This window comes from Variovorax sp. HJSM1_2 (assembly GCF_049316285.1).
Taxonomy (GTDB): domain Bacteria; phylum Pseudomonadota; class Gammaproteobacteria; order Burkholderiales; family Burkholderiaceae_C; genus Rhodoferax_B.
Genome location: NZ_JBMOXA010000001.1, coordinates 44,011 through 59,864, shown reverse-complemented (window position 1 = coordinate 59,864; position 15,854 = coordinate 44,011). Strand labels below are relative to the sequence as shown.

Below are 15,854 nucleotides of genomic sequence, written 5' to 3'. Positions count from 1 at the left end.
CCGGCGTTTGCGTGACAGCTTGTGCTGCGGCTCACATACTGGGCTTCATAGCCACTCTCGCCTCGTCCATTGAAGCCATACAAAGCGACACAACTCTTGCGCACCCCGCGCTTTTCGCGGTGTTTTTGTTTATCCGTCTGTGTGCCCGCTTTCATGCTACTGAGTGCTTGCGGCATAACACCTAAAAGCAGCGGCATTGTCGATTTGGGCCAAAACAGTTACCAGATCACTGCACGCGGCAGCTTGGGTGTTCCTGCAGAAAGTCGCACACTAGCGATGTCCGAGGCCGATGCCTTCTGCGCCGACAAAGGCCGCGCCATGCAGGTGACCGAAACCGGCAAGGCGCCGCTCACAGGGCCTTATCAGCTGACATTTGAATGCAAGGCAGAAGACAACCCGGAAGGCGGCAAGCCGGTGGTGAAGCGCCCGCCCACTGCCGTTCAACCGATAAAGTGAACCGGCCGCGACCAGCGGCCGCTGCAGGAGACACAGCATGAAAATCTTCGCCAGACTGGGCTGCATGGTCTGCGCCTTGGCACTGTTGGCGGCTTGCCCGGACAACAAAGCGCCCAAGGATCCACCGGCCATCCCCACCCCCAAAACGCTTACATAGCCGCTTACATGGAAGCTGGAATGGGCCCGACGGGCTGGTGCACGTCGGCGTTCTGCGCGCGTTGGCGCAACGCATGCTCCATCACCACCAGCGCCAGCAAGGACTCGACGATGGGCGTGGCGCGGATGCCGACACACGGATCATGCCGGCCCTTGGTCACCACTTCCGTAGGTTGGCCCAGCACATCGATGGATTCTCGCGGCGTGATGATGGAGCTTGTAGGTTTGATGGCGATCGACACTTCCAGGTCCTGGCCGGTGCTGATGCCACCCAGAACCCCACCCGCATGGTTGGTCCTGAAGCCTTGCGGCGTCATGGAGTCGCCATGCATGCTGCCACGGTGCGCCACGCTGGCAAAACCGGCGCCGATCTCCACGCCCTTAACCGCGTTCAGGCCCATCATGGCGAAGGCAATGTCGGCATCCAGCTTGTCGTACAGCGGCTCGCCCAGGCCCACGGGCACACCACTGGCGGTGACGCGGATACGCGCACCACAGGAATCACCGGCCTTGCGCAGCGCGTCCATGTAATCCTCCAGCGCCGAAACCTCGGCCACGGGGGCAAAGAACGGATTGTTCGGCACGTGCTCCCAGCTCTCGAACGGGATCTCCAAGTCGCCCACCTGGGTCATGCAGCCGCGAAACACGGTGCCGTACTTTTCAAACAGCCACTTCTTGGCCACGGCGCCAGCGGCCACGGTGGGTGCCGTCAGGCGCGCCGAGGATCGCCCACCACCCCGTGGGTCGCGGATGCCGAACTTGTGCCAGTAGGTGTAGTCGGCATGGCCGGGGCGGAAGGACTGGGCGATGGCGCTGTAGTCCTTGCTGCGCTGGTCGGCATTGCGGATCAACAGCGCTATGGGTGTGCCGGTGGTCTTACCTTCATACACGCCGCTCAGAATCTCCACCGCATCGGGCTCGTTGCGCTGGGTGACGTGGCGGCTGGTGCCTGGGCGGCGACGGTCCAGTTCAAGCTGGATGTCGGCCTCGGCCAAGGCCATGCCCGGGGGGCAGCCGTCGATCACGCAGCCAATGGCTGGACCATGGGATTCACCGAAGTTGGTGACAGCGAAGAGATTTCCGAAGGTATTGCCGCTCATGCGCCGGATTATCGCCCAGCGCCGACCACCCTTTGCTGGCTCGGGAACGTTTCATGCTTGGCGCTGAACACCCCTCGTGAGATGCACCCTTTTGACCAAGGAGATAGCCATGCTGGACCGCACCGCCACCCAGTTCTCGCATATCAAGCCAGGAGACACGGACTACGTCTCCGGCGGCTTGCGCGACTTCTTCCTCTACCGCGACCTGGGCATTGCCGAGGCCACGCACGGTAAAGTCATCGCGCACCTGGTTAAAGCCAATATGGCACCAGAAAAGGGCACAGGCTGGCATCGCCACGAGGCAGATTTCCAGATTGTCATCATGATCAAGGGCTGGGCGCGCTTCATGTACGAAGACAAGGAGACCCTGGTGCAAGCCGGCGACTGTGTGCACCAACGCCCCGGCATCCGCCACTACCTGTTCGACTACTCGCCCGACATGGAATATCTGGAGATCGTCTCTCCCGCCGATTTCAAATCCATCGATTGCGAACCGGCTTGCGAAATTCCCCCATCTACCCCCTGGAAATAATCCCGAAGGCGGCAAAAAAGCCCCCTAAACGGCTATCCCGGTATCCACGCGAGGGTATCGCGGAACTGACTTTGCCAGGCCGCAGATGCCGCCCCCTGCAAGGGGGTTGGCGGCCACACGCAGTGGGCAAGCCTGGGGGTGTTTCAGAATTCCGCGTCCAGTTCGTCGATTTCCTCAGGCTCCTGCTGCGCATCCGCGACCCACTCCTGCATTGCGGGCAGCGCCATGATGCGCTTGCAGTAGGCCGCACACACCGGCTCCAGCTTCACGTCGTAAGTCAAGAAACGCGTCACCACCGGGGCATACATGGCATCGGCCATGGTGGGGTGTGCGCCGAACAGGAAGGGGCCACCGTAAACACTCAGACATTCTTTCCAGATGTCGACGATGCGGTCGATGTCGGCCTGCGCCCGCGACCAGATTTTGTAATTGGGGAAATGCCCTTTGAGGTTCATAGGCAGCGCCGCGCGCAGCGATGAAAAGCCCGAATGCATCTCGCCGCAGACCGCACGGCAATGCGCTCTTGCGGCCACATCGGCCGGCAACAAGCCGGCTTTGGGTTTGATCTCGTTCAAGTATTCGCCAATCGCCAGCGTGTCCCACACCTTCACCTTGTTGTGCAGCAACGAAGGCACCAGGATGGACGACGACAACAGCAACATCTCGGCCTTCATCGCCGGATCGTCTGGCGGCACCACGCGCTCGACAAACTCCAGACCCGCAAGCTTGGCCATCAACCAACCCCGCAAAGCCCAAGCGCCATAGTTTTTGCTGCTTATCGTGAGTTCAGCCTTGGCCATGTGATGCTCCTCTTTAATCGTTGTATGCACTTGCCGTTGAGCAAGGGCTGTGCCAACGGCGTGGCCGGCATGGCCAGCCGAAAGTCACCAAAGGGATAGCCACTGGCAAAGCCAACAGGTTCTGGCCCGCAACTTGCTCGTTCCTTTGGGCTAAAAGAAAAAACAGGAACGCTTAGATGCTGCTCTATCAGGCCTATCAACTCCAGTCCGACCTTACGTCGCCGCTGCGCCTGATGGCCCAAAGCCTCAGCGCCAGCTTTTGGTTCCCCGGCACCGAGAACTCTGCCGTGCGGCAGATTGCCGCCGCCTGCGACGTCTATTCACGCATGCGCTTGACACACAGCCGCCCCGGCTACGGCATTTCCAGCGTGATGGTGGGCGAGGAAGAAGTCGCCGTGACCGAAGAAGTGGTGATGAGCCGTCCTTTCGGCAGCTTGCTGCATTTCAGGCGTGATCTGCCCGCATCGGACACCGAGCAACCCAAGGTGCTGCTGGTGGCGCCACTCTCCGGCCACTTCGCCACCCTGCTGCGCGACACCGCACGCACCTTGCTGCGCGACCACGACGTCTACGTCACCGATTGGCATAACGCCCGCGACGTGTCGCTGCAACACGGCGGCTTCAGCCTCGACGATTACGCCGAATACATGATCTCGTTCATAGAGAAAATCGGCCCCGGCAGCCATGTGGTGGCGGTATGCCAGCCTTGTGTCGCCGCCCTGGTGGCCACGGCCATCATGGCCGAAGACGACAACCCGGCCCAACCCGCCAGCCTGACGCTGATGGCCGGCCCGGTGGACTGCCGCGTCAACCCCACGGGTGTCAACGAACTTGCCAATAGCAAGCCGATTGAATGGTTTGAGAAGAACCTCATCAGCCACGTGCCATGGCCACACGCCGGCCATATGCGCCGTGTCTACCCCGGCTTTGTGCAGTTGACCGCATTCCTGTCGATGAACCTGGAGCGCCACAAGCAGCAGTTCAAGGACATGTACAAACACCTGGTGAAAGGCGAGCTGGACAAGGCCACCACCATCCGGGTGTTCTACGACGAATACCTGGCGGTGAACGATCTGCCCGCAGAGTTCTATCTGGAGACGGTGGAGAAAGTCTTCCAGACCTATGACCTGCCACGCGGTGTGCTGACCTACAAGGGCCGCACCGTCAACCCCGCCGCCATACGCCGCACCGCGCTGATGACGGTGGAAGGCGAGCGCGACGACATCTGCTCCATAGGCCAGACCGTCGCCGCACACGACCTGTGCTCCAGCGTGCGTGCCTACCGCAAAACCCACCACGTGCAAACCGGCGTGGGGCACTACGGTGTGTTCAGCGGGCGCAAGTGGAACCAGCAGATCTATCCGCGTGTGCGCGACATGATCCACGCTTCACAAGCTTAATTTCCGGGCATGTGCTGCAGTTGCGGCAGATGCGGCAGATGTGGTAACTGGGCCTCCAGGTAGGCTATGAACTGACCCACCTGCGCATTCCGCATCACCCCGCTGCGGTACAGCAGCGACACCGTGCGGTGCAGGCGCGGCCGGCGCAACTGGATCACGGCCAGGGCCGGATCGCGCAGGGTGGTGGTGTAGAGCTGCGGCAGCAAGCCCACTCCCAGGCCACTGCGTACCATGCTGTAGAGCGTCTCAAGGTGGTGCACGCGAAATGGCTCTTCTGCCGGTGCACCGGCTTTTTCATTCGGCCCGGCGTGGCCAAACTGGGCCAGCACCACGTCACCCAACGCCGGCATGCTGCCTGCGGCAAAAACCACCAGCCGCTGGCCGCTGACCTGCCGCCAGTTGACCTCGGCATGCGCTGCCAAAACGTGATCGCGGCGAGTCACCAGCACCACCGGGTCTTCCAGCAACGGCACATTGACCAGGCCGGTCGGCGGCTCCAGCACGGCGGTCAGCGTCACATCCAGTTGACCAGTACGCGTGCGGGCCACGAGTTCGTCGGACAAGCCATCTTCCAGTGAAAACTCAACCGTGCCCGACACCTCGCGTTGAAAGCCCTGCATACAACTGGCCATCAAGGTGCTGGCCGACGGCATGGTGCCCACACGGATACGTGCGCGCCCCGAACGCAGCACACTGTCCATGTCGGCCAGGGTGGTATCAAAGGTGTGGACCAGGTACTGCGCACGCTCCAGCAGTTGCAGACCGGCCTCGGTCACGTCCAGTTGGTGCGTGGAGCGCCGCAGCAGTTGGGCCCCCACGATGCGCTCCAACTGCTTGATGGCATTGCTCAGCGCGGGCTGGGTGATGCCCAGGCGCTCAGCGGCGCGGCCAAAGTGGCGCTCTTCCACCAGCAGCGTGAAGCACTGCAGGTGGCGCATCGTCAACGCACGCAAGGGGTTGATGCTCACGCTTGGCCTTTATCAATTGGATGAATGGAATTATAGAAATTTGAAACTATCTTTATCAGCCCGGCCTTCCTAGACTGTGCCTATGGCACTGTCTTCACCCCAGGTTTTCGCTCTGCGTCCGCCGCTGTGCGCCCAGCCCTTCAACATGCTCGACGGCGCCAGCGCAGCGGCCCAAGTCCCGCACCTCGCGGCGCTGACCGACTTCATCCAGGCCATGCCCAAGGCCGAGTTGCACTGCCATTTGTTCGGCACCGTGCGCCGCCGCACACTCGAAGACTTGGTGCGGCGCGAGAACTTTCCGCTGTCGCTGGAAGAAGTGGAGAGTTTCTACGTGCGCGGCGAAAAGCCGGTGGGTGTGCTGCGTGTGTTGCGTGCGCTAGACGCGCTGCTCATCCAATCACCGGCCGACCTGTACCGGCTGACCATCGAATACCTGGAAGACGCGTCACGCCACAACGTGCGTTATGCCGAGTTCTTCTGGAACCCCACCGGCACCGCACAGGTGTCGGGCATCGCCTACGCGCCCGCGGTGGACGCCATCGCCCAAGCCGTACGCGACGCCAAAGCCCAGTTCGGCATCATCGGCCGCATCATCCCCAGCATAGACCGCGAGGCCAGCCCCGAGGCCGCGCTGGAGATGGTGCAGTGGATGCAGGCCCACCCCGTGCCCGAAGCCATAGGCATAGGCATCGATTACCGCGAGAACGACCGTCCACCAGAGCTTTTTGCCCAGGCCTACGCACTGGCCAGGGAAATGGGCCTGAAAACCACCGCCCATGCCGGCGAGTTCGGCATGCCCTGGCACAACGTGCGCACGGCGCTGGACGAGCTCCTGGTCGACCGCGTCGACCACGGCTACACCATCGTCGACAACCCCAGCCTCGCCCGCACCCATGCCGAGCGCGGCACGGTCTTTACGGTAGTGCCGACCAACTCCTACTACCTGCGCACGCTGGCGCCGGAGCGCTGGGCGCAGGTCCATCCGATTCGCCAGATGGCCGCGCTGGGCCTGGCGCTGCACCCCAACACCGACGACCCTACGCTGCACCTGGTGAACCCCACCCAGGCCTGGCTGATGATGGTGGTCAACTTCGGCTTCGATGTGCCGGCATTGCGCCAGTTGATGCTGAACGGCCTGGCCGCAGCCTGGATAGACGACGCCACCCGCCAAGCCTGGGCCAGCGCCTGGTCGGCTGAATTCGATCTGCTGACCACCACGCTGGCCCATACCCCGTACGCCATTTCACCCCCCTCCCCCGCCCGTTCGCTCTGAAAGACACACCATGCGCCGCCGCAACTTCCCCCTGTTGATCACCGCCCTGCTGGCAGCCGCCCTGCCTGCCGCCCATGCCGACACGGCCTGGCCCAGCGCCAAACCCATCACCCTGGTGGTGCCGTTCTCCGCTGGTGGTAGCGTGGACTACACCGCCCGCCTGATCGCCAACAAGCTCGAAGACCGCATAAAACAAACCGTGGTGGTCGACAACACGGTAGGCGCTGGTGGCGCCATTGGCGTAGGCAAGGTCGTCAAATCCGCGCCGGACGGCTACACCCTGGTGCTGGGGCCGGACAGCCCCATCGTCATCGGCAAACTGGTCAACCCCGTGGCCTTCAAGTACGACCCGCTGAGCGACCTGGCCCCGGTCGCCCTGCTGAACACAGCGCCCATGGTGCTGGTCGCCCGCCCCGGCCTGCCGGTGCAGAACTTTGCCGACTTTGTGAAGCTGGCCAAGGCTTCACCAGGCAAGTACAACTACGCCACCAGCGGCATAGGCACCATACTGCAACTCGCCATGGAGCTGCTGAAAGAGCAGAACGGCATCCACGTCACGCACATTCCCTACCGTGGCGGCGCGCAAATCGCCACCGACGTGATAGGCAATCAGGTCGACCTGGCCATGCTCTCGGGCACCAGCGCCATCCCGCACATCAAGGCGCACCGCGTGAAAGCCCTGGGCATCACCGACAACAAGCGCCTGCCGATACTGTCTGAGGTGCCGACGTTTGCCGAGATGCCGGGCTCCAAGGCTTATGTGATGAATAGCTGGATGGGCATCTTTGCGCCTGCCGGGACCCCGGCGGCCGTGGTCACGCGCTTGAACCACGAAATCAACGAGATCTTGAAGACCGACGAGGTCAAAACCAAGCTGGCCGAGCAAGGCGCGATTGCCGGCAATGGCACACCAGAGCAGTTTGCTGCGTTTGTGAAGGCTGAATACGCCCGCAACAAGAAGATTGTGGAAACCGCCAACATCAAGGAATAAAACCACCGGCGGCGCCACGCCGGCACAAAAAAAGCCCGCTGGAGCCATAGGCTCGAGCGGGCTTTTTCTTGCAGACGTTATCAGTTGGCGGGCTCGTCTTCCGAAGAAGGCCAGTCGCGGATGTAGGCCTTGAGCATCTTGTTCTCGAAGTTCTGGCTGTCCACCACGGCCTTGGCCACGTCGTACAGACTGATCACCCCCATCAGCATCTTCTGGTTCATCACCGGCATGTAACGCGCATGGCGGTCCAGCATCATGCGGCGCACTTCGTCCAGGTCGGTCTCGGCGCTGCAGGTCAGGGGATGGTCATCCATGGCGGTGCGCACCAGGGTGCTGCCAATGGCGCCACCGTTTTTCACGATGGCCAGAATCACTTCGCGGAACGTCAACATGCCGACCAGATCGCCGTGGCCCATGACCACCAACGAACCAATGTCTTTCTCGGCCATCACGTTCACAGCATTGGCCAAAGGCTCATCCGGGCTGGCGGTATAGAGCGTGTTGCCTTTCACACGCAGGATGTCGCTGACTTTCATGGTGGGTCTCCTCTGGGCTATCGAATCTAAGGGGTCCAGTCAATATAGCCCACAATAAGCGGACCATAAACAGTTTTCGCCCTGAAGCCGCCGGATTCAAGCAGATTGCGCAACAGGGAGTGACACTCGGCGCAATTTGAACACCATCGCGGCCCGCTGTGACAGCGTGATGACAACAACTGAGGAGACAAACCCATGCCCGGTTATGCAGACCCAGGATTCGACACCCTGGCCTTACACGCAGGTGCCGCCCCCGACCCGGCCACGGGCGCCCGTGCCGTCCCCATCCATCTCAGCACCTCGTTTGTTTTCGAGTCCAGTGACCACGCCGCCGCGCTGTTCAACCTGGAACGTGCGGGCCACGTCTATTCACGCATCAGCAACCCCACCAACGCCGTGCTGGAGCAGCGCGTCGCCGCGCTTGAAGGCGGCATTGGCGCCATCACCACGGCCAGCGGCCAGGCGGCATTACATTTAACCGTGGCCACACTCATGGGCGCCGGATCACACATCGTGGCCAGCACCGCGCTGTATGGCGGCTCGCAGAACCTGCTGCACTACACCATGCGGCGCTTTGGCATCGAAACCAGCTTCGTCAAACCCGGCGACATCGACGGCTGGCGTGCCGCCATACGCCCCAACACCAAGCTGCTGTTCGGCGAAACCGTGGGCAACCCCGGGCTGGACGTGCTGGACATTCCCACCGTTGCGGCGATCGCGCATGAAGCCGGTGTGCCGCTGCTGGTCGACTCCACCCTCACCTCGCCGTGGCTGATGCAGCCGCTGAGCCTGGGTGCGGACCTGGTCTACCACTCGGCCACCAAGTTCCTCTCGGGCCATGGCACGGTGATTGGCGGCATTGTGGTGGACGGCGGCAGTTTCGACTGGGAAGGCCCGCGCACCAAGGGCCGCTTCAGCGAACTGACCCAGGCCTACGACGGTTTCCACAATATGGTGTTCAGCGAAGAAAGCACCGTGGGCGCCTTTTTGCTGCGCGCCCGGCGTGAAGGCCTGCGCGACTTTGGCGCCTGCATGAGCCCGCACACGGCCTGGCTGATACTGCAAGGTGTGGAGACCCTGCCGCTGCGCATGGAGCGCCACATGCGCAACACCCAGCGCGTGGTCGAGTTCCTCGCCAAACAGCCGTTTGTCAGCCGCGTCGGCCACCCGCTGCTGGAAAGCCACACCAGCCACAAACTCGCGCAAAAGCTGCTGCCGCGCGGCGCCGGCTCGGTGTTCAGCTTCGACCTCCAAGGCAACCGCGCACAAGGCAAGAAGTTCATAGAGACGCTGAAGGTCTTCAGCCACCTGGCGAATGTGGGCGACTGCCGCAGCCTGGTCATCCACCCGGCCAGCACCACACATTTCCGCATGACTGACGAGGCCTTGGCGGGCGCCGGCATCACCCAGGGCACGATTCGCCTGAGCATAGGCCTGGAAGACGCCGACGACCTGATCGACGACCTGCAGCGCGCCCTCAAAGCCGCGGAGAAAGCCGCATGAAACTCATCGTCAACGGGTTCGAGACCTTCTGCTACAGCGCCGGCAAAACCTTTGATGCCGCCAAGCCCACGGTGGTGTTCATACACGGCGTGGTCAACGACCACAGCGTTTGGATACTGCAAAGCCGCTACCTCGCCAACCACGGTTGGAACGTGCTGGCGGTCGACCTGCCCGGCCACTGCCGCAGCGCGGGTGACGCGCCGGCCAGCGTCGAAGCTGCAGCCGATTTCATCTCGGCCCTGCTCGACGCCGCGGGCGCAGAGCGCGCCGCTTTGGTAGGCCACAGCTGGGGCTCACTCATTGCACTGGAAGCCGCCGCACGCTTAAAAGACCGCGTGAGCCACCTGGTGCTGATCGGCACCGCCGCTCCCATGAAGGTTTCACCCGCGTTGCTCGAGTCTTCGTTGAGCGAACCCCTGAAGGCGCTCACCATGATCAATGTGTTCTCACGCAGCACCCTGGCCGCCCCGCCTTCGGCGCTGGGCCCCGGCACCTGGGTTTACGGCGCCAGCATGGCCCTGGGCAAGCGCGTGATAGCGAGCAACAGCAAGGTGAACGTATTCCATCGCGGCTTTAAGGCGTGTAACGACTATGCAGGCGCCGAGGCAGCCGTCTCCGCCATCAGGTGCCCGGTGTTGTTCCTGCTCGGCACCCTGGACCAGATGACGCCGCCCAAGGCAGCACAAGCCCTGGTCGATACCGCCCGCGCCAACGGCAAAACGGTGCGGGTCGAGCACTTGCCGGTAGGCCATCACCAGATGTCGGAAGCGCCCGATGAAACCCTGGCGGCGTTAAAAGCCTTTCTGCTCAGCGCCGGCAAATAGCGGGGGTTTTCCGGCACTTCGTAAAATCCATCGATGGATCTGACCTGGTACCAATGCATCTTGTGGTTCACCCGCCTGGGTGAAATCGGCATCCTGTGGCCCGTGGCCACGGCCCTGGCGCTGTGGATGCTGGCCGTGGGCCGTTCGTGGCGCCTGGCCCTGGCATGGCTGCTGCCACTGGGCATTGCGGCGCTCATCACGTCGATGTCCAAGCTGATGTTTATTGGCTGGGGCCTGGGCCTGGCCTCGCTGGACTTCACGGGTTTCTCCGGCCATGCGATGTTTTCGGCGGCCATCTACCCGGTACTGGCGTTCTCCCTCGCCAGCGGGCGCCAGCCCCCACAGCGCCCGCTGGCGCTGCCGGTGCTCCCGGTGCTGGCGGGCTACCTGCTGGCCGCCTTGATCGCCTGCAGCCGCGTGGCGGTGCATGCCCATTCGTGGTCTGAAGTGATTGCCGGCTTTGTGCTGGGGGCTGCGGCCAGCGGTTGCACGCTGTGGCTCGTGGGCCACTTGCCACAACGCCCGGCCAAATGGCGCTGGGCGATGCTCGGCGTCGCGGGCTGGCTGGTGCTGATGCCGGGGTTTGCGGCGCCCACACGTACCCACACCATGGTGACGGAATTGGCCGTAGGATTGGCCGGGCGCACCGCGCCTTTTTCGCGCCATGACTTACATAAGGCGCCGGCCAATTCCGCTAGCCAAGCCAACTGAAGCTAGCAAATTCAGAGCACCTCACGCAGGTACATGGTGCGCAAACGGCTGTTTTCCCATAAGTTCTCGAGCCGCAGACTGTCGGCCAGCAACAAGCGTTCCGCCAGGGGAGCCAGCAGCGTTGTATCCAGATCGGCTAGCAACACGTAGCGTGGCTCATGTTGGCTCGGGCCAGTGCCATCTTCCAGCTCATCTAGCTTGCCCACCCAGTCGAGCACGGCCAGGGTCTGGAACACCGTCTCCAATTGCAGCAGATCCACCCCCAAGGCCTGCGCCACCTGGGTGCCGGTGCGGCCATGTTCTCCGGCCTGGCGTGCAGCATGGAGCTGCTGCAGCGTCTCCAGCGCCAACTGGAAATGCCAACCGTAAGCACTCGGTCGCCGCCCCACACCCGAAGTCAGGCTCGGCAGATAGGCCGCCACCACCGCCCCCAGCAGCACAATCACCCAGGCGGTGTAGATCCAGATCAGCAAGATGGGCAGTGTGGCGAACGCCCCATACACCGCCGAGTAGGTGGGCACGGAGGCCACATAAAGGGTCAGTGCACGTTTGGCCAGGTCTATGCCGATGGCGACAAACACGCCACCGGTGAGCGCATGCCGCCAGCGCACGCGGGTATTCGGCACGTAGTGGAACAGCGCCGCCATGCTGGCGCACAGAATGACAAACTGCAAGGCGCCCAGCAGCAGCTTGACGCCGTCTTCCAGGCTACCGACCACGCTGCCCGATGCCGATACCGCATACGAGGTCAACAGCAGACTGGCCCCGAGCAGCAGCGGCCCCAAGGTGATGGCGGCCCAGTAGATCAGCACCCGCTGGCCCAGGGGGCGCGGCCGGCGCACGCGCCAGATGCGGTTGAGCGTACGGTCAATCGTCAAGATCAGCGCCAAAGCCGTGACCAGCACCACCGCCAGGCCGACGCTGCCGAGCTTGCTGGCCTTGGAGGAGAACTGCGTCAAATAGCCCAACACCTGGCGCGCAATGCTGTCCGGTATCAGGCTTTGCACCAGCCAGCGCTGCAACACCTGCTGCACCTGGCTGAACATGGGGAAGGCCGTGAACACCGCCAGTGCCACCGTGAAAAACGGCACCAGCGCCAGCGAAGTGGTGAAGGTCAGGCTGCTGGCGGTCAGGCCCAGTTGGTCTTCGCGAAAGCGTTCACGCAGTGTGTGGGCCGTGGTGCGCCACGGGAACTCGGCCAGATCCTTGAAGACTTGCTCGACACGGGAAGACAGGTTTGCCAAACCTTGACGCAGGGGTTGAAACATGGCCGCTATGATGCCACCGCAATGAACACTCTCGACAACACCGCGAACACCACCGTGTCCTGGACCCGCCACGTCGCCGTGGCCAGCTTGCTGGGCCTGATCGTGCTGGGCCTGGCCTGGGAGCTGTGGCTCGCGCCCATACGCCCCGGTGGCTCGTGGTTGGCGCTGAAAGTGCTACCACTGTGCATACCCTTGGCCGGCCTGCTGAAGAGCCGCATGTACACCTACCGCTGGCTCAGCCTGCTGATCTGGCTGTACTTCACCGAAGGTGTGGTGCGCGCCTGGAGCGACCAGGGCCTGAGCGCCGGACTGGCCTTGCTCGAAGTGCTGCTCTGCCTGGCCTTGTTTGTCGCCTGCGCGCTGCACGTGCGCCTGCGTCTACACAACGCCAAAGTCTCTGCCGCCGCAGCCAGCGCCACGGTCACCCCTTAATCCTCTCTACAGACCTCTCACCATGACAGCTCTTTTAGACACCCTGCGCCAAATCGTTGGCGCCGCCAATGTGCTGACGCACGACGACCCGCAGGCCGACCTGGGCGCCTGGGAACAAGACTGGCGCAAACGCACACGCGGCAAGGCCCTGGCCGTGGTACGCCCCGGCAGCACCGAGCAGGTGGCAGCCGTGGTCAAGGCCTGCGCGGCCGCCAAGGTCACACTCGTGCCGCAGGGCGGCAACACCGGCCTGGTGGTTGGCTCGATTCCCGACAACACTGGCAGCCAGGTGGTGCTGAGCCTGCAGCGCATGAGCGCCGTGCGCAAGGTAGACCCGGGCAACCTGACCATTACCGTGGAGGCCGGTTGTGTGCTGCAAAACCTGCAGACCGCCGCCGACAACGCCGGTTTTCTGTTTCCGCTGAGCCTGGGCGCCGAGGGCAGTTGCACCATAGGCGGCAACCTGGCGACCAACGCCGGCGGCACACAGGTGGTGCGTTATGGCAATGCACGTGAACTCTGCCTGGGCCTGGAAGTGGTCACTGCGCAGGGCGAGATCTGGGAAGGCCTGTCCGGCCTGCGCAAGGACAACACCGGCTACGACCTGCGCGATCTGTTTGTCGGCAGCGAGGGTACGCTGGGCATCATCACCGCCGCCACCATGAAGCTGTACCCCAAGCCCGCCGCGCAGCTCACGGCTTGGGCCGCCGTGCCGTCATTGGAAGATGCGGTCACGCTGCTGGGCCTGGCGCACCAGCAACTGGGCGCAGGCCTCACCGGTTTTGAAGTGATGGCGCAGTTTGCGCTGAGCCTGGTCGACAAGCACTATCCACAGTTACGCACGCCACTGTGGAAGGACACACCCTGGTGTGTGCTGCTGGAAAACTCCGACAGCGAATCGGAAGACCACGCGCGCAGCCGCTTCGAACAGTTGCTCGAATCCGCGCTGGAGCAAGGCGTGGTCACTGACGCCGTGGTGGCCGAGAACCTGACCCAGGCGCACAACCTGTGGCACATCCGCGAGAGCATCACCCTCGCGCAGGCCGAAGAAGGCTTGAACATCAAACACGACATCTCCATTCCGGTGTCGCGCATTCCCGAGTTTGTGCGGCACACCGATGCGGCTTTGTCGGCGGCCATTCCCGGGGTGCGCTTTGTCAACTTCGGCCATTTGGGCGATGGCAACCTGCACTACAACATCCAAGCGCCCGCCGAGGGCGATGCCAAGGTGTTTTTGCGCGAGCAGGAAGAGAACGTGAACACCATCGTCTACGACGCCGTACAGGCGTTTGACGGTTCCATTTCTGCAGAGCATGGCGTGGGCGAACTCAAGCGGCACAAGCTGTTGAAGCACAAGTCGCCGGTAGCACTTGGGATGATGCGCGCGATCAAGGGCGCGCTCGATCCGCAGAACATCTTGAATCCGGGGCGGGTGCTGGAGGTTTAAGCCTGGGACGGTCATTGGCGCTGTCGGCCGGGTCTCGCCCCGGCGGGCGACTGACTTCTTTTGCTTCGCCAAAAGAAGTCAGCAAGAAAAGGCGACCCCACTATCTGCGACCCTCCGCTGCGCTACGGGCAACCTGCGCTGGGCGAAGTGGCCGGGGGTCTGGCACAACTCGCTGCGCTCAGACATGCCCCAGCCCTGATCCCGCCCACATCACCCATCGCAGGCGCAGCTAGAAGGGGAAATGAAAACCAACACGAGCCATCGCTGCGCTCGGCCCTTTTTTCTGGCGATGCGCAGCGAGCCGGACCAATCCCCCTTCTGCCGGTGCCGAGGAGCACAGGGTTCAACGGATCAGGGCTGGGGCATGTCTGAGCGCAGCGAGTTGCGCCAGACCCCGTTGAACCCGCGCACCGCAGGTTGCCCTTCGCGCAGCGAAGGGACGCCGGCAGTAGGGGCGTTTTCTTTTGGTGACTTTTCTTGTACGCACAAGAAAAGTTACTCGCCCATCAGGCGAAACAGGGGCGCCCCCCGGCCAGCGGCGTAAATCAATAATCCCAAGGCACTAAGCAGCCCCAGCTTCAGCAGACTCCACCTGCATCAGAAAGTCCGTCACCAGCGCAAACTGCTCCGGCACGTTGAGTGCTGGCGCATGCCCACAGCCTGCCACCTCGACCACCTGCGCCAGGCCCTTGGCCCCGGGCCCACGCGTAAGCATCCTGGCCGTCACCTCGGGCAACACCAAGTCCGACTCGGCCCCGCGCAAACACAGCAGCGGCAGCGCCAAGGCATCGTAGTGGTCCCAGATCAGGTAATCATTGCTGTGGTGGGTGAACTGCTGCACCATCGCCGGGTCGTAGTGCGGCGTCACGCGGCCATCGGGCAAACGCCGCGTGGACGACTCGGTGAGCAGGCGCCACTGGGTGTCGCTGAGCCAGCCATAAGGCTTGTAGACCACGCGGAAAAACGCTTCCAGTTCCTGCACCGTGTCGAACGCCGGCGGCGCACCCGCATAACCACGAATGCGCGCCAGTGCGGCTTCGGCCAGCTCGGGCGCGTTGTCGTTCAGCAGCAGGCTGCGGATGCGTGTTTTAAGCTGCGGCTGCAGCAAGCCCGCCGCACACACCGTGCCAATGGCGCCGCCCATCGAGGTACCTATCCAATGTGCACTGTCGATCTGCAGTTGCTCAAACAGATCGGCCGCCAACTTGGCATAAAACGCCAGTGTGTATTCCACGGCTGGTGCCCTGCTCCATTGGCTCAAGCCACGGCCCAAGGTGTCCGGGCAGATGACGCGGTAGCGTGACGCCAGATGTTCGGCCAGAGCATCCATGTCGCGCCCGGTGCGCGCCAGGCCGTGCCATGCCACCACCACCGGGGCGTCGGCCGCGCCCCATTCGGTCACGTGGATTTCATAACCCGCGCATGGGATGTAGAGAGAGGTGGGCAACATGACAAAA

At 63.0% G+C, this 15,854-nt stretch carries 16 protein-coding genes; 10 read left to right on the top strand and 6 right to left on the bottom strand.

Translation table 11 applies throughout. From position 1 onward, the window contains the following. Window positions 1–96 precede the first annotated feature (96 nt). The gene (locus ACFQ95_RS00275; protein WP_422828784.1) at window positions 97–456 is read left to right on the top strand and encodes a hypothetical protein; all 360 of its coding nucleotides are present in this window, start codon (window positions 97–99) and stop codon (window positions 454–456) included. A gap of 161 nt (window positions 457–617) precedes the next feature. On the opposite strand, the gene aroC is transcribed toward ACFQ95_RS00275, so the two are convergent. Continuing rightward, the gene (aroC, locus tag ACFQ95_RS00270; RefSeq protein ID WP_422828783.1) at window positions 618–1,712 is read right to left on the bottom strand and encodes a chorismate synthase; all 1,095 of its coding nucleotides are present in this window, start codon (window positions 1,710–1,712) and stop codon (window positions 618–620) included. 109 nt (window positions 1,713–1,821) lie between these two features. Here aroC and ACFQ95_RS00265 point away from each other — a divergent pair, with 109 nt between their 5' ends. Further along, window positions 1,822–2,244, top strand: coding sequence for a cupin domain-containing protein (locus ACFQ95_RS00265; RefSeq protein ID WP_422828782.1), 423 nt, complete (start codon window positions 1,822–1,824; stop codon window positions 2,242–2,244). A gap of 143 nt (window positions 2,245–2,387) precedes the next feature. Here the strand turns inward: ACFQ95_RS00265 and ACFQ95_RS00260 are convergent, their stop codons facing one another. Continuing rightward, complete coding sequence (locus ACFQ95_RS00260; protein WP_422828781.1) at window positions 2,388–3,044, bottom strand: glutathione S-transferase; 657 nt, start codon at window positions 3,042–3,044, stop codon at window positions 2,388–2,390. A 179-nt stretch (window positions 3,045–3,223) separates the two neighbouring features. Here ACFQ95_RS00260 and ACFQ95_RS00255 point away from each other — a divergent pair, with 179 nt between their 5' ends. After that, window positions 3,224–4,444, top strand: a complete 1,221-nt coding sequence (locus ACFQ95_RS00255) for a polyhydroxyalkanoate depolymerase (protein WP_422829216.1) — start codon at window positions 3,224–3,226, stop codon at window positions 4,442–4,444. Here ACFQ95_RS00255 and ACFQ95_RS00250 read toward each other — a convergent pair. Further along, window positions 4,441–5,412: a LysR family transcriptional regulator gene (locus ACFQ95_RS00250; RefSeq protein ID WP_422828780.1), complete on the bottom strand. Its 972-nt coding sequence runs from the start codon at window positions 5,410–5,412 to the stop codon at window positions 4,441–4,443. The two genes, ACFQ95_RS00255 and ACFQ95_RS00250, sit on opposite strands and share 4 nt — an antisense overlap. A 145-nt stretch (window positions 5,413–5,557) precedes the next feature. Between ACFQ95_RS00250 and ACFQ95_RS00245 the strand changes: the two genes are divergently transcribed. Next, window positions 5,558–6,685 carry an adenosine deaminase family protein gene (locus ACFQ95_RS00245; RefSeq protein ID WP_422829215.1) on the top strand — a complete coding sequence of 376 codons (1,128 nt, stop codon included), beginning with the start codon at window positions 5,558–5,560 and terminating at the stop codon, window positions 6,683–6,685. Between the two features lie 10 nt (window positions 6,686–6,695). Further along, complete coding sequence (locus tag ACFQ95_RS00240; protein ID WP_422828779.1) at window positions 6,696–7,676, top strand: Bug family tripartite tricarboxylate transporter substrate binding protein; 981 nt, start codon at window positions 6,696–6,698, stop codon at window positions 7,674–7,676. Between the two features lie 80 nt (window positions 7,677–7,756). On the opposite strand, the gene ACFQ95_RS00235 is transcribed toward ACFQ95_RS00240, so the two are convergent. Next, on the bottom strand, window positions 7,757–8,212 hold the full coding sequence (locus ACFQ95_RS00235) for a CBS domain-containing protein (protein WP_422828778.1): 456 nt from the start codon (window positions 8,210–8,212) through the stop codon (window positions 7,757–7,759). Window positions 8,213–8,407: 195 nt separating this feature from the next. On the opposite strand from ACFQ95_RS00235, the gene ACFQ95_RS00230 reads away from it, so the two are divergent. From ACFQ95_RS00230 to ACFQ95_RS00220, 3 genes are read left to right on the top strand one after another with little or no spacing between them, the layout of a single operon-like run. Next, window positions 8,408–9,715: an O-acetylhomoserine aminocarboxypropyltransferase gene (locus ACFQ95_RS00230; protein WP_422828777.1), complete on the top strand. Its 1,308-nt coding sequence runs from the start codon at window positions 8,408–8,410 to the stop codon at window positions 9,713–9,715. Beyond that, window positions 9,712–10,539: an alpha/beta fold hydrolase gene (locus tag ACFQ95_RS00225; protein WP_422828776.1), complete on the top strand. Its 828-nt coding sequence runs from the start codon at window positions 9,712–9,714 to the stop codon at window positions 10,537–10,539. Before ACFQ95_RS00230 ends, ACFQ95_RS00225 begins: the two co-directional genes overlap by 4 nt. Window positions 10,540–10,572: 33 nt before the next feature. Continuing rightward, a complete protein-coding gene (locus ACFQ95_RS00220; RefSeq protein WP_422828775.1) occupies window positions 10,573–11,250 on the top strand; it encodes a phosphatase PAP2 family protein in 678 nt (225 codons plus the stop codon). 11 nt (window positions 11,251–11,261) lie between these two features. Here the strand turns inward: ACFQ95_RS00220 and ACFQ95_RS00215 are convergent, their stop codons facing one another. Beyond that, window positions 11,262–12,518 (bottom strand): YihY family inner membrane protein, encoded by a 1,257-nt coding sequence (locus ACFQ95_RS00215; protein ID WP_422828774.1) that lies wholly within the window; start codon window positions 12,516–12,518, stop codon window positions 11,262–11,264. A gap of 21 nt (window positions 12,519–12,539) precedes the next feature. Here ACFQ95_RS00215 and ACFQ95_RS00210 point away from each other — a divergent pair, with 21 nt between their 5' ends. Together ACFQ95_RS00210 and ACFQ95_RS00205 are read left to right on the top strand one after the other, a co-directional pair. Next, entirely contained in the window at window positions 12,540–12,950 is a 411-nt protein-coding gene (locus ACFQ95_RS00210) for a DUF2069 domain-containing protein (RefSeq protein ID WP_422828773.1), read from the top strand. Window positions 12,951–12,972: 22 nt separating this feature from the next. Continuing rightward, complete coding sequence (locus tag ACFQ95_RS00205) at window positions 12,973–14,397, top strand: FAD-binding oxidoreductase (protein ID WP_422828772.1); 1,425 nt, start codon at window positions 12,973–12,975, stop codon at window positions 14,395–14,397. 562 nt (window positions 14,398–14,959) lie between these two features. Here ACFQ95_RS00205 and ACFQ95_RS00200 read toward each other — a convergent pair. Next, on the bottom strand, window positions 14,960–15,847 hold the full coding sequence (locus ACFQ95_RS00200; protein ID WP_422828771.1) for an alpha/beta fold hydrolase: 888 nt from the start codon (window positions 15,845–15,847) through the stop codon (window positions 14,960–14,962). Between the last annotated feature and the right edge of the window lie 7 nt (window positions 15,848–15,854).